Below are 12,927 nucleotides of genomic sequence, written 5' to 3' on the forward strand. Positions count from 1 at the left end.
TTTAAGCTTTGATGAAAACGGAGGATTTTTCCAGGGAAATTTTTTAAACTTTTAGGATCGAAAAGCTTAAAGGGAGATCATGAAGTTAAGCCGAGGTGTTCTTTCTCTTAAAGAAGCATACGGGCAAGCTATGGCAGTCACTGCACCTTTAGGTAGCGTTGTTTCGACATCAACGGCGGCTATACTATATGCAGGTCACTCAGTTGTGTTTACCACATTGCTTGCTTTACTTGGCAGTGCCCTCTGGATCTACACTCTCACAAGTTATACTAGAAGGGTGGCATCCCCTGGAGGCTATTACACCTTCGGTTATAGCGCCTGGAGAAATAAGACTGTGTCGTTCTTTGAGGCCCTAACTGAGGTTTTCGCATACTCCCTACTTAACGCAGTCAATGCCATCACTCTGTACCTGCTGGTGAGTATAGGTCTCCAGGTTATTGGCGTTTCCACCCCATGGTGGGTTGAACCACTGGTTATAGGCCTCGGTTTAGCTTACCCAACTTTAATCTCCCTAACTGATATCAAGAAACTTTTGGGATACGTTGTTACCATAAGTGCCTCCGCCGAGGTTGTTCTTCTGCTGGGACTATTCGTTCTTTCATTATCTAAGCCATTTCATCCTGAGTACTTCACACCAGACGGCGTCAGCGGAAGTGATATTGCTCAGGCATTTGTGCTCTCCATGGTGAGCATTTCAGGGGCCGGAGCAGCTTCTTACCTGGGGGAGGAGGCCAAGAAACCATACAAGACCATAACTCAGGGAATGTGGTTATCTCTGCTCATAGGAGGAATAGCCATGTTTTTGGGGACTTATGCGTTAGTAGCGTTATGGAACGGTTCCCTCTCAGCACTGGCCAATTCCCCACAACCCCTCATATATGAAATGTTCCAGTATGGCAAGATACCCATGATAATTGCTCTGGTGTTAGCTGCGAACAGCTTACTCGCCTCAAACATTGGAACTACCCTGGGATCGGCCAGAATTCTGTTTAACCTAGCGAGGGAAAAGTCAGCACCAATGTTTCTGGCAAGGACTGCAAGGAATGGTGAACCCCTCGTTGCGACCATGATGATAGGTGGCCTTTCAACTCTAGTAGTAATATTCTCAGTTCTTGGCCTAGGCGTCTCCAATGCGTTCGCTGTGGTAAGCGTTATTACTGGAATATTCTGGCTCACGGGTAGAATTGTGGATGGGTTTGGGGTTCCGGTATTTTACTACAGAATAGGTCAACTATCCTGGAATACATTATTGATCCCCCTGGTGGCTACTGCCCTAAACGTATGGGGAGTTGGAGAGTCTCTTTCCTCACCTGATATGTTCTCGATCTACACACTTGTAGCCATTGTCTTGATAATTGCAGTCTGGTATGCAATGATAGGGAGAAAGGGGAGGCCGGGATCCCTTGTAGTTGACGAAAACAATCAAGTGATCACAATTGAGGAATACATGGAAAGACTCAAGAAGAAAATTCCTAACTAGTTTTATTCTGCATTTAGATATTTATTTGTTAATATACTTCCCAACAGCACCATAACTAAGGCAAACATTGCTAGATATCCCAAGTAGTTCCATGATGGATCATTGTAAAGTAGCATTCCCCTGTTCAGTTCGGCGGCATAAGTAAGGGGATTAACGTCACTTATTGCCCTTAGCCATCCGGGGAAGAAAGCCTTGGGAAACAGAGCCGTGCTTGAGAACATAAGGGGAAGGTTTATCAGGTTGGAGATCACTCCAGGAGCCTGCCAGTCGGCCGTTTTTAAGGTAAACATGGAGTACAGAGAGGAGAAACCTATACCCACGAAGGCCAGTGATAGGAAGAGCACGCCTAGGGAGAGAGGAGTGAGATCCAGCCTGACCCCCAAGAAGTAACTGGCCACCAGCAGAATGGGAACCTGGAGTAGACCCCTGGTCATTCCCCCCAATGTCTTAGCTAGGAACACGTCATACTTGGGCGTAGGCGTGATGAGTACCCTCTTGAGATAGCCAAACCTCTTGTCCTGGATTAGACTCATGGAACTGAACATCCCCACGAAAAGCATGGATATTGACAGTTCGCCCGGCAGGATGAAGGCGATATAGTTTGTAGTATGGAAGAAACTTGTTAGAACCTGGGACGGCACTCCAGAAAAACTACTTCCGAAGAACACTAGCCACATTATGGGCTGGGAGATAAGCATTATCCACATGTAAACGCTTCTGAAAATCCTCTTTGCCTCCCTCATGTAGAGGGCGTAAAGTCTGTCCATCATCTTCTCGCCCTCCTTATCATTGCGTAGAACCTTCTCGCATCAAAGTCCTGTTCCTCAATAGTTCCTCCAGTGAGATTGATGAAAACCGTGTCCAAGCTGGACTTGTTTATCTTTATGCCCTTAATGTTGTCGTTACCTATGGCCCTTATCACGTCCATTAGCATGGTTTCAGCATTACTTACCTTTATCCTAACCTTACCATTGGTCACGACTGCGTTCTCAAACCCAACGTTCACATTGGTGCCGTTCTTGAGCTCAATCTCAATGATATCTCCACCATACCTGGACTTCAACTCCTCAGGGGTGCCCAGGGCTATTATCTTCCCCTTGTTAATGATTCCTATCCTCGAACATAACGAGTCCGCCTCCTCCATGTAGTGGGTTGTGAGGAGTATGGTTACCTGGTAGTCCCTATTTATCTCCCTTATCAGGTTCCACATGGTTGCCCTAGTGTTAACGTCAAGCCCTATGGTGGGCTCATCCATAAAGATTACCTCAGGCGAGTTGAGTAAGGCCATGGACACCTCAAGTTTCTTCCTCATTCCGGTGGAGAACTTCCCCGTCTTCCTGTTGGCGAAGTCTAGAATACCGAAGTACTTCAGTAGGGAGGTAGCCCTCTCCTTCCAGTTCCTCACGCCCGTGAGCCTTGCCTGAATTTCCAGGTTCTCCCATGCAGTGAGATCATCATCCAGTATCACCTCTGATGAGATCCATCCGATCCTTGACTTTACCTCAATGGGGTTTTTCCTTATGCTATACCCCGCAATTACTGCATCTCCCTCAGTGGGAGGTGTTAGCCCCGTGAGCATTTTGATGGTTGTTGTTTTCCCAGCGCCGTTAGGACCCAAGAGGCCAAATATTTCTCCCTTCTCCACCTTGAAGGATATGTGATCGACCGCAACAAAATCTCCATATTTCTTTGTGAGATTTTCTGTCTCTATGGAATACATAGGTGAATATCGGATTATAGAGTAAAAAAGATATATCTTATCACTTTACCACGAGAACTGGGATGTCAGATCTGCTGACCAGCTCGTTGGATACGCTGCCCAGCACAATCTTCTTAATCCCAGTTAATCCCCTGCTCCCCGTTACAATGAGATCGCATTCAATCTTGTTACAGTAATCTATGATAGCGGAAGGTACATCCGCTGATTCCAGAACCTTAGTGACCACCTTATAGCCCTCAATTTCCCTCTTCACAGCGTTTAAGGCCTCTTCAGCCTTCTTATCGCTCTCGATGGTCACCTGTTCCGGGCTCCTTGGTATTTCCTTTACAACTGTAACCATGTGAAGCTCATCACTGTCCCTCATGAGTTTCAAGGTAAATAGTAACGCCTTTCTGGCGTAATCGGATCCGTCATAAGCTAAAACAATTTTCATGACTATAATATATTAACATCGTAGTATATGAGCTTTTTATCATGATAATTAAAAAATTATCACTTTAACCCTCTTTCACGGTACTTTGGGATGAAACTTCTATGGGAGTCATGTTAACATCATAGCCCTTGAAATACCAGGTTATTGTGGCAACTGCACCAAGGGCCCATAGTGCAGTATTGTATAGCACGTAAAGGAATGGTGAGTTAAGGAAGCTCGTGAAGTAAACTGAGAGCGAGCTTAACGTGATGGGAAATACCCTGACGAGCCCTATCATGAAAGCCCTATTGGTGCTGGGGAGTATAAGGGGTTCGTAGATAGTTCTCACTGCCCATCCGAATTCACTGAAGGCCATATTGAGGAGAAGGAGGCCATAGAATAGTCCCATGTTACTGGAAACCGTGTTAATCGTGAAGAGGATACCCAGGATCGTGATTGTTCCTCCCAAGAAGGAGAAGAGGGAAAATTTCCTACTCTTTACCCTGTTCACAGCGAACCCTGCAATAATTCCAGCAGCGCTGGCCCCTACATTGGCTATGAACACTATGAAGTTCTCCAGGTTTGGGAAGTAGAAGTCACCAATGTAGAAGGCCATAAGGCCGTAGGTAAGGTACTGGGATATGGCAATGGCGACCAGGAACCAGTATCTGGACAGAAGGCTTAACTTGTTCACGTTTCTATTTTCCTGGGTATCCTGGGTCCTATTTCCCAGCTTGGACAGCTCGGTCTCAGCTTTCTCTCTTAACCCCTTCATGTAAAGCCATCTGACGGATTCGGGTAGCCTAAGTCTCACCCCTATCAGGAAAGCTAAACCCACCAGGGCTGTTAGGGAAAGCGACAGTAGCTCCAGTGTTGGGCTACTGGATGACGCGGAGAGCAGGACAATTGCCGAGGCAACCATTGCTCCCACGTTATCGAAGTTGGGAGCTAGAACCAGTATCTGATCCCTCCTTCTTAAGGGCATCATCTCTGCAGCATAGGATAGCATAACAGGGACTTCTCCCTCAACTCCAAGCACTCCCAGCACTATTCCAAAGGTTAGGGTGAAAAGCAAAGGAGTACTGGTCAAGGGAGTCTTGGTGAATTGAGAGATTAGGGACACTATGGCTATGATCAGCGCTCCAATCCCATACATGGACATTGTAACAATGAAGGTCCTCTTTCTCCCATACATTCTGTCAGAGATAAGGGGAAATATCAAGTTTCCCGCCAGCGTAGCAACGATGGGGGCAATGATGAAGAATACGTTGTTTATGGATGGGTACAGGAGTGGGGCTATGGTACTTATGGTTCCCCACATGAAGAATCCTAAGGCCAGGGAAGCGAAAAGCAGAGTATGCGTAGATGTCCACACAACCTTATCTACTTTATCTAAAGGTTCCATAAATTTTTGTTATATAACTAGGTTATAAATCTACTTTATACACTGGAGTTCAGGAGCTGTGAATAGCTGCCCTGGGCCAAGTTATCACGGAGATGAACACCGTGATGAGGGCAACAAGGTTAATTATGTCTATGATCTTGGCCATCCCCACGATTCCCATGTATTGCATTGCCATCCCGGTAACCACCTCGGCTATGCCACCAACCAGTCCGCCTATGTTGTACGACATCCCCGACAGGAGTCCCCTTACTTCCATGGGGACAGAGTGAGCAAGAAGTAGAGGGATTAGTGGCCAAAATCCACAGGACGAGGCGTAAATCACCGTGGCAATAATTGAGGCAAGCGGACCTAGGTTTACGAATCCAGGAACGGTGAAGAACAGGGAAGCGGTGAGGGTTACCAGTGCTGAAATAATTAGTTTCCTCACGTTTATTCTATCTGCCAGTCTTCCAAACACTATAAATGATATGGCTAAGCCCAAGTTGGAGACGAGGAGAGTGAGCCCCAAGGTGGAGGCCGAAATTCCAATTAATTTCTCCGCAAAAGTTGGGTAGTTACCGAAAACAGAGAAGTATGCCACAAACATCCCTGCCATGGCCATCGTTGACTTCAGAATGAGGTTTAGATAATCCTTGTATTCCACCTTTACCTTTGAGACTCTCACAGTCTTGGACTCGGGTACCTTCAGCTTCATATAGGGCACCAGAAGTAGAGGAAACGTTCCAGTGGCCAGAAATATTCTCCAATCCTGTGCTATGAAGGGAGAAAAATAGATATACATGGCACCCGTGAGCGCGTAGCCTATCCCGTACCCTGACTGGACTATCCCAGTGAGTACTCCCCTGATGGAGACCGGAGCGCTTTCATACGCAACGACAGTACCCGCGGTCCACTCTCCTCCCATGAATATCCCTTCAAATAATCTGGCAATGAACAAAACTATCACGTTGGGCGAGAAGGCCATGAGTCCATGAAAAGCAGAGTAGCCCAGGGTAGTGAACATCAGAACTGGTTTCCTTCCGTACCTGTCTGAAAACCTCCCGAATAGTGTTCCTCCAATAACCCGCCCCAGTAGGCCAAAGGAGAAGAGCAAGGATACCAGTACGTAATCAATGTGGAATGTGTCCTCAATGTACTGATAGACATAGGTGAGAATTAATAAATCGTAAATGTTTCCTGCCCATGCAATTGTGGACGCTAAGGTTGCGTGAAGGTATGGTTTCATTTCGAAAAAATGGTTCAAACTAAACTTAATAATATTTCCTGTGTTGTCAACGCAAGCGTTGAGGCCTTGATAGGAGAAGATGCTATTACTACGTACTCCAGCATCATATCTGCCTGCTAACACTCAGATTAGTGCTGACAGAAGAGCGTATGAGGGATCACTTTGACGAGCTAGTGGAAAGCCATGCAATTAGTTAGCTGTACTAAGTGGGGTTCTGTTAAGCAGTGTAGCGAGTTTTCTTTCAATTTAAGAGTAGATAATATAAGGACTAATTGCAATAAACTCCGCAAACTAAAATCAGCTGTAGTTAAATTGTCTCAGTTTCATCTTTCCATGTGTACAGGGTACTGGTTACAAGAAAGTTGCCTGGACCATGGATAGACCATCTTAAGAAGGAGGCTGAGGTGGAGATCTGGGAGGAGAGAGACCCTCCACCTCGGTCATGGATACTTTCCAGAGTTAAGGACAAGGACGGGTTGCTGGTAACCTTGACTGAAAAGGTGGACAGGGAGGTCATAGATGCCGGAAAGAACCTCAAGGTGATAAGTACATACAGCGTGGGTTTTGACCACATTGATGTGAAATATGCCATCAGTAAAGGAATAAGGGTGACGAACACTCCCGACGTCCTGACAGACGCCACGGCGGATCTGATATTCGGCCTCTTACTGGCCGTAGCTAGGAGGATTGTAGAGGGAGACAGGTTAATCAGGTCAGGTCAATGGAATCTCCCCTGGTATCCGGAGTTCATGTTAGGAAAAGAAGTTAGCCATAGTACCTTGGGAATCCTGGGAATGGGAAGAATAGGAAGGGCGGTTCTGAACAGAGCCAAGGGGTTCAATATGAGAGTGCTATATCACAGCAGGAGACCCCACGATGTAGATGCCGAGTTTGTGGACCTGGATACCCTTTTGGCTGAATCGGACTTTCTGGTGGTTACAGTAGACCTTAATCCTGAAACCTATCACATGCTGGATTACTCCAGGTTAACCAAGATGAAGAGCACTGCTTACCTCATCAACGCCTCTAGGGGACCTGTGGTCAAAGAAGATGACCTTGTGAAAGTGCTGTCTGAGAGTAAAATTGCCGGTGCAGCTCTGGACGTCTTTGAAAGGGAACCCATTGGTTCTGATAACCCCCTGATTAAGTTTCCCAATGTGGTTCTGACTCCCCATCTGGGAAGTGCCACAAGGGAGACCAGGGAAAGGATGGCAGAAGTAGCCGTGAAAAATCTGATCAACTGCCTTAAGGGAGAGAGCCCACTTTATGAAGTCAGATTATGACCTTCAGGGGATATTTAGGGACGCCATCACTGGCAATTACAGGAACTTAGTCTTCATAGAGGGGGATTATAGAGAACCTCTCCTTCACTTCATCAACGAATATCTCAAGGCAGAGAAGAACCCATCCGTGGGATATTACTTCCATCCGTGGATTCAGGGAAGCAAGGAAAGGCTGGGCTGGGTTAAGTCGCTCCTTACCTCCGTGACGGATATTGATTATTCCTCCTCCGAGAGATTTCTGGGAAGTACATTCGATCTTTCCATAATTGACGCGGTGGACGACTTCAGACCGTCATATGTGGCGAGGGCTATTGAAACCGTGAGGGGAGGCGGACTTATCATAATTTACACCAATAACCTGGAAGAGGGAAAGCTGTACAAGTCCACACTAGCTAGGGATGGGAAGGTTAACAATCTGTTCGAGGAAAGGCTAAGGCGTAAGTTGCTCTCCCATAGGGGCATCCTGTACTGGAGGGAGGGCAAACTCGTGGTGAGGCCCTATTCAAGCTCCGAGGTAAGTAAGCCCAAAAGGACCAGAGGAGGTAAGTATCCCCAGCTTGCCAATCTCTGCAGAACTGATGATCAGGTCAAGGTGTTAGACGAGATCGATTTCCTCCTGGAGGACGGTAAGAAACTCTTGGTGGTGACTGCACCAAGAGGCAGGGGTAAGAGCGCTTCAGTGGGTTTAGCTTTGCCTCTCCTAATCTCCCAGAGCAGATATCCTCTCTCCATCACTGTCACATCCCCAACCTACTGGTCAGGTGCAGAGGTAATGAGATTTTCCGAACTCTCCTTGAAAGCCCTTGGAAAGAAGTTCAGGAGGGTGATCTCCAGGGACGGCAAAGTTCTGTCCCTTGAGACTGGGGAGAGCAGAATAAGATGGCTCCCTCCAGATCTAGCAAAGGATCAACACGGGGACATTCTGGTTGTGGATGAGGCGGCCGCGCTGGGTAGGGAGTTCACTGATTATATTTTGAGGAGATGGGATAAGGTAGCCCTTGTTACCACAGTTCACGGGTATGAGGGTTCAGGGAAAATATTCCTTAAGATGTTTGAGAGTTACACTGGGGAACATGACATTCAGAGGCTTAAACTGGACTTTCCCATCAGGTATAGCAAGGGAGACCCAGTGGAGAGATTTCTGAACGACACGTTTCTGCTTAATGCCGAGGCCAATGAGGGCCACTACATGAACAGGATAGTTGAGATGGATGTGAAATACCTATTCGAGGACGAGAAAAAGCTGGCCTCAGTATACGGGATCTTAGTTACAGCTCACTACAGGAACACTCCTGACGATCTCATGATGCTCGGGGATATGGCGTTTCAGAGATTATTTGTGGCAGAAAGTGACGTTGGCGTGGCCCAGATCGTTGAGGAAGGAGGACTCTCCCCTGATGCCATTCAATCCATAGCCCAGGGAGAGGAGAACTTAGGTCATCTAATCCCCCAGAGGCTGATTAAGTACTCGAGGATGTTTGAGTTAGGGGAGTTACGCGGTTGGAGGGTGATGCGCATAGCGGTCGCTCCCTCGCTTCAGGGCAGGGGAATAGGTTCTCAGCTCCTCAGAGAGATTGAAGAAAGGGCTGTGAGAGAGGGAGTTGATTGGATGGGTTCCTCCTTTCTCGCAAACTACAACGTTATCAAGTTCTGGGCAAAGAACGGTTACATTCCGCTTCACGTTTCCACGAAGAAAAACGAAAGCCTTGGTGGATATTCGGTTATAGTTATGAAACCCTTCTCCTCTAGAGCCAGGGAAATCGCTCATCAAGTTGCCAGACTACTCAAGGACAAGTTACTCCGGACAACACATCAAGTCTACTTTAATATGGATCCAAGAATCCTTGTCCTATTGCTTAAGCTAGCACCTCCAATCTCTGCCGTGAAGATCCCCGATCCCTACCTAAAGAAGCTAAGGGCATACCTGGAGGGTATCCTTCCCTACAACTCGGTCGCTGAAGCTGTTCATCTGCTGGGGGAGAAGTACTTTAAGGAACTAGCATTTGACTTAGACGACGTTTCCCTGGCCACATTAGTTTCGAGGACATATCAGGGAAGGAGCTGGTATCACGCTGGAATATCCTTGGGCATGACAAGCTCTCAGGTGGAACGTAAACTCAAGGAGACAGTTAGATTAATTTTAGAAAAATATCAGTTGTTATAGCAACTATTGTTACATTATTCATATATCTCTATTAAAAAGTTTAATCTTATGTCAAGTTTTTTAAGCTAAGCCAATAATGATGCAGATCAAGTTGAGGAGAGAATCATCCTTTGCATATACTGCACTTACCCTTTCCTTAATGACCATAGCTGCGAGGTCTACAAATAACATGGTCACCACTACCGTTGGCCCACTATCTAAGTATCTTCTAGGTTTCTCAAACACGTTAGTTGGAGTTATTACAGCTGTGATGTTCGCGACTACGTTCATTGCTACGTCCTATGTAAATCCCAGCCTGAACTCGTCGCTCAGGCGTAAGGTGTTCATTCTATCTAACTTGGCGATTTTGCTCCTTTTACCCACATATTTCTTTGCGACAAGTCTCACCATATGGGTAATTTCCGCTCTAATAGGTCTTGCCTTTGGACTGGTGATGCCTAACCTCATCACTGCAGCGTCCCTAGTTAACGATAGAAGGACGGCTGAGAGGTTACTGGCCCTCTACTCCACCAGCCTCAGCGTTAGCCTGATTCTTGGACCAGCTTACGAGAGCTTCATCCTGAGCAGGTTTTCCTATAACTACGTTTTCCTGGCGTTCCTTCCAATTTCTGCTGTAGCCTTTGCCCTAGCATGGACCGTCAAGTTCCCAGATACCAAGAAGGAAGTGAGGGGATCAAGGGCCCTGAAGAACAAGGGATTTATCTCCTCCGTGCTGGCAATAACAACCTATAACGTTCCTTTTGCCGCCATAACGGCGTTCTTAACCATACTTGCAGTGGACAGGTTTCACGTTCCGGGAGACCTGGCCTACTCCACCTATATCCCCTTCTTCACAATGTCATTCCTGACTAGGTTATACATGACCATAAGACCATTCAACTCATTAAGAATCCCAATGCTAATATCTATCCTGATTACCGTCTTTACCCTTGCTGGGACCCTCCTGTCGCCCACGTACGGTGTGTTTCTCCTTGTTATGGCCTTGCTTGGCATTCCCCACGGGTCAGTCTTCCCCATGTCTACCATCATGATTCAGAGGGCCACCTCTAAGGAGGAAAGAAACGCCGTTAATTCCTACTTCCTGGCCTACAATAACTTCCTGTTCATAGCGGTTCCCAGCGTGGTCGGATACCTGTCTCAGTTCATTGGACTGTCTCTCACCTTTGGGCTACTCTCGGTACCTGTGGTCATAACCAGTGTCTTCTTCTTCCTCAGGTTCTGGAATGATGATATTCTTACAGGGCAGATACGATCAAGTTAACACTGTTTAAGAGTAAATGTCATGCTGAACTTGGAAAAGTTATATAAATAACAAGGCTTGTAGAAGCCCATGTTAAGGCCGTTAATAGCCATTGACCTAAACAGCAACGTGAGGAGCAGGTCCATTGCCAGGTTTGTATCCAGAATCCTGAGGGTATTTGGAATAGCGGACGTCATTTTCATAATGGACGATGACAGCATCGTGGAATTTAACAATACCCACGTGTTTTCCATTTCCGATCCAGAGTCCGTCACCTCTCTTACCGAGAACCTGAAGAAACTATCAGAGAAAAAGGACGTCCTTGATCTACAGAGCGTCATTACCCTGAAGAGGGAGCTGGGCAGGAGCCTCCTCATAGTGGTTTCTGATAGGAAAATAAAGAGAGAGCATGAGCTAATATTCAAGTATAACGGTAAAAGGGTTCAGAAGGTCGTTTAATGGATCGTTAAAGGTAAAAGCATCCGAACAAGTTTATGACGAGTTGAGATTTTCAGTAGCTGGCGACGTAAGGTTTATGGCATCATTTCTTAATGACAGCTTAGGTATTGGACTGGACTTGCAGAAAATTGAATTCATAAGGAGCTACGGGTCCAGATCCAGGGCTTACGCAAGAACGTTTTCTCTACCAAGTCAATGGAGGTACGTTCTGGATACGGATAAACTTTACGTAATAGAGGTGATATCTGAGAGGTTCGACAGATTGTCCTGTGAGGATAAGGCCTATGTGGTGATCCACGAGCTCATGCATATTCCCTCAAAAATGACAGGAGGCCTGAGGAACCACAGTTACTCGGGTTTCAGGAGGATAAGAGCACTCCTTAGGAGGGTAAACCTACCCACCGACGTCTGTAGAGCTAGCAACCCCTAATTATTCAATAGAAATTCCATTTAATTTATATATCTCTTGTACTTTAAAATTATAAGGTAATCGATTCATGGACGCGGTGAAACTCTCCGCCACGCTCATAGCCATAGCATTCCTTGTTGCCTTTGTTGTTCTGCTCAACGTAAAGTCCATGGTAATCAGTGGTATAAACCAAGTTTTTCAGTTGAAAGATTCATTAAGCCAAGTTAAGATCAGGAGCGTCTCCAGTACTCAACATAACATAACTCTCTCACTGAGTAACCCGTTCAACGTTTCCATGTACGTTTATAACGTAAGTGGGGAGTACATCTATCTGAAAAATCCCATACGTGTACCGCCTATGGGTCAAGGCAATTTCACGCTGATAATAACTAACCCCAAAGCCTTCTACTCACTGGCACAGGCGAGGCAGGAGAATATCACTCTTTACCTAGGAATTGGTACCTTCAACTTCACGCAGGGAGTGAACATATAATGCAGTTCAAAATTACTACCATTTACTACCTTCTCGTGGCAGTAGTTTCCATTATACCCTTCCCTTGGTGGTATTATAGCGTAGGAGGAATAGTTGCCATCGAGGATTCTCCCTTTCAGGCACTGATTTACTTCATGGGCACTAGGTTAATTCTCTCGGACGTTATAACTTTCCTCCTTACCGCCTTCAGGCTTTACGTATTCATATTGGCAATAGGATACGCGTTTCAGTCAATGAGGGGTAATCCAAAGATATACTCCACAATGTTCTGGTTTCCCGTACTCTATGTTCTGGATCCCATCCTGATTTACGTTCTCTTCAAGTTCATCCCTCAACTCTTGGGAGTCCCCATACAGTATCCATTCTTTATCTGGGGAACCGAGACCTTTACCTCAACTTATAAGGGAGATCAGATTGTTGCTGAGGTGGTTAGCTATCCCACACCTGTTTACTGGTTTGCCCTGGGAACCGCTGTCCTCTATCCGTTTTCCAGATGGGAGATCAGGTCATCAAGAGGAAGGGCAAGACAGCCCTAGTTTTATTTACTTTATTGTATCCTTTTGATTTGAAAGTAACTTACTATCGTCCGGGTAATCTCATTTCTTTCACTTTACGTGCTAATTTATATACTGTAAAA

The 12,927-nt window shown here is 46.2% G+C and carries 13 protein-coding genes; 8 read left to right on the forward strand and 5 right to left on the reverse strand.

The window, feature by feature from the left end; genetic code table 11:
* The first annotated feature begins 79 nt into the window (after positions 1–79).
* On the forward strand, positions 80–1,480 hold the full coding sequence (locus QVC96_RS04180) for an APC family permease (protein WP_287689982.1): 1,401 nt from the start codon (positions 80–82) through the stop codon (positions 1,478–1,480).
* A gap of 2 nt (positions 1,481–1,482) precedes the next feature.
* Here the strand turns inward: QVC96_RS04180 and QVC96_RS04185 are convergent, their stop codons facing one another.
* From QVC96_RS04185 to QVC96_RS04205, 5 genes are all read right to left on the reverse strand, one after another.
* Positions 1,483–2,250, reverse strand: coding sequence for an ABC transporter permease (locus QVC96_RS04185; protein ID WP_238026089.1), 768 nt, complete (start codon positions 2,248–2,250; stop codon positions 1,483–1,485).
* A complete protein-coding gene (locus QVC96_RS04190; protein ID WP_238026090.1) occupies positions 2,247–3,200 on the reverse strand; it encodes an ATP-binding cassette domain-containing protein in 954 nt (317 codons plus the stop codon). The genes QVC96_RS04185 and QVC96_RS04190 overlap by 4 nt, the downstream gene beginning before the upstream one ends.
* Before the next feature lie 40 nt (positions 3,201–3,240).
* The gene (locus QVC96_RS04195) at positions 3,241–3,633 is read right to left on the reverse strand and encodes a universal stress protein (RefSeq protein ID WP_287689983.1); all 393 of its coding nucleotides are present in this window, start codon (positions 3,631–3,633) and stop codon (positions 3,241–3,243) included.
* 64 nt (positions 3,634–3,697) lie between these two features.
* Positions 3,698–5,017: an MFS transporter gene (locus QVC96_RS04200; RefSeq protein WP_287689984.1), complete on the reverse strand. Its 1,320-nt coding sequence runs from the start codon at positions 5,015–5,017 to the stop codon at positions 3,698–3,700.
* Between the two features lie 49 nt (positions 5,018–5,066).
* On the reverse strand, positions 5,067–6,242 hold the full coding sequence (locus QVC96_RS04205; protein ID WP_287689985.1) for an MFS transporter: 1,176 nt from the start codon (positions 6,240–6,242) through the stop codon (positions 5,067–5,069).
* 335 nt (positions 6,243–6,577) lie between these two features.
* Here QVC96_RS04205 and QVC96_RS04210 point away from each other — a divergent pair, with 335 nt between their 5' ends.
* The 7 genes from QVC96_RS04210 (at position 6,578) to QVC96_RS04240 (ending at position 12,826) form a co-directional block, all read left to right on the forward strand.
* A complete protein-coding gene (locus QVC96_RS04210) occupies positions 6,578–7,525 on the forward strand; it encodes a 2-hydroxyacid dehydrogenase (RefSeq protein WP_287689986.1) in 948 nt (315 codons plus the stop codon).
* The gene (locus QVC96_RS04215) at positions 7,509–9,689 is read left to right on the forward strand and encodes a tRNA(Met) cytidine acetyltransferase TmcA (RefSeq protein WP_287689987.1); all 2,181 of its coding nucleotides are present in this window, start codon (positions 7,509–7,511) and stop codon (positions 9,687–9,689) included. The genes QVC96_RS04210 and QVC96_RS04215 overlap by 17 nt, the downstream gene beginning before the upstream one ends.
* Positions 9,690–9,765: 76 nt before the next feature.
* The gene (locus tag QVC96_RS04220) at positions 9,766–10,950 is read left to right on the forward strand and encodes an MFS transporter (RefSeq protein ID WP_238026101.1); all 1,185 of its coding nucleotides are present in this window, start codon (positions 9,766–9,768) and stop codon (positions 10,948–10,950) included.
* A gap of 69 nt (positions 10,951–11,019) precedes the next feature.
* The gene (locus QVC96_RS04225) at positions 11,020–11,388 is read left to right on the forward strand and encodes a hypothetical protein (protein WP_287689988.1); all 369 of its coding nucleotides are present in this window, start codon (positions 11,020–11,022) and stop codon (positions 11,386–11,388) included.
* Positions 11,389–11,431: 43 nt separating this feature from the next.
* The gene (locus tag QVC96_RS04230; RefSeq protein ID WP_238026103.1) at positions 11,432–11,818 is read left to right on the forward strand and encodes a putative metallopeptidase; all 387 of its coding nucleotides are present in this window, start codon (positions 11,432–11,434) and stop codon (positions 11,816–11,818) included.
* Between the two features lie 67 nt (positions 11,819–11,885).
* Entirely contained in the window at positions 11,886–12,290 is a 405-nt protein-coding gene (locus tag QVC96_RS04235; protein WP_287689989.1) for a hypothetical protein, read from the forward strand.
* On the forward strand, positions 12,290–12,826 hold the full coding sequence (locus QVC96_RS04240; protein ID WP_287689990.1) for a hypothetical protein: 537 nt from the start codon (positions 12,290–12,292) through the stop codon (positions 12,824–12,826). Before QVC96_RS04235 ends, QVC96_RS04240 begins: the two co-directional genes overlap by 1 nt.
* Positions 12,827–12,927 lie beyond the last annotated feature (101 nt).

It is taken from the genome of Metallosphaera javensis (ex Sakai et al. 2022) (genome assembly GCA_021654415.1).
Lineage (GTDB): Archaea > Thermoproteota > Thermoprotei_A > Sulfolobales > Sulfolobaceae > Metallosphaera > Metallosphaera javensis.

Excerpts from the sequence above, each read along its gene's own strand:
- QVC96_RS04180 (WP_287689982.1), top strand. The coding sequence starts at position 80 with ATGAAGTTAAGCCGAGGTGTTCTTTCTCTTAAAGAAGCATACGGGCAA.
- QVC96_RS04185 (WP_238026089.1), bottom strand. The coding sequence starts at position 2,250 with ATGATGGACAGACTTTACGCCCTCTACATGAGGGAGGCAAAGAGGATT.
- QVC96_RS04190 (WP_238026090.1), bottom strand. The coding sequence starts at position 3,200 with ATGTATTCCATAGAGACAGAAAATCTCACAAAGAAATATGGAGATTTT.
- QVC96_RS04195 (WP_287689983.1), bottom strand. The coding sequence starts at position 3,633 with ATGAAAATTGTTTTAGCTTATGACGGATCCGATTACGCCAGAAAGGCG.
- QVC96_RS04200 (WP_287689984.1), bottom strand. The coding sequence starts at position 5,017 with ATGGAACCTTTAGATAAAGTAGATAAGGTTGTGTGGACATCTACGCAT.
- QVC96_RS04205 (WP_287689985.1), bottom strand. The coding sequence starts at position 6,242 with ATGAAACCATACCTTCACGCAACCTTAGCGTCCACAATTGCATGGGCA.
- QVC96_RS04215 (WP_287689987.1), top strand. The coding sequence starts at position 7,509 with ATGAAGTCAGATTATGACCTTCAGGGGATATTTAGGGACGCCATCACT.
- QVC96_RS04220 (WP_238026101.1), top strand. The coding sequence starts at position 9,766 with ATGATGCAGATCAAGTTGAGGAGAGAATCATCCTTTGCATATACTGCA.
- QVC96_RS04225 (WP_287689988.1), top strand. The coding sequence starts at position 11,020 with ATGTTAAGGCCGTTAATAGCCATTGACCTAAACAGCAACGTGAGGAGC.
- QVC96_RS04235 (WP_287689989.1), top strand. The coding sequence starts at position 11,886 with ATGGACGCGGTGAAACTCTCCGCCACGCTCATAGCCATAGCATTCCTT.
- QVC96_RS04240 (WP_287689990.1), top strand. The coding sequence starts at position 12,290 with ATGCAGTTCAAAATTACTACCATTTACTACCTTCTCGTGGCAGTAGTT.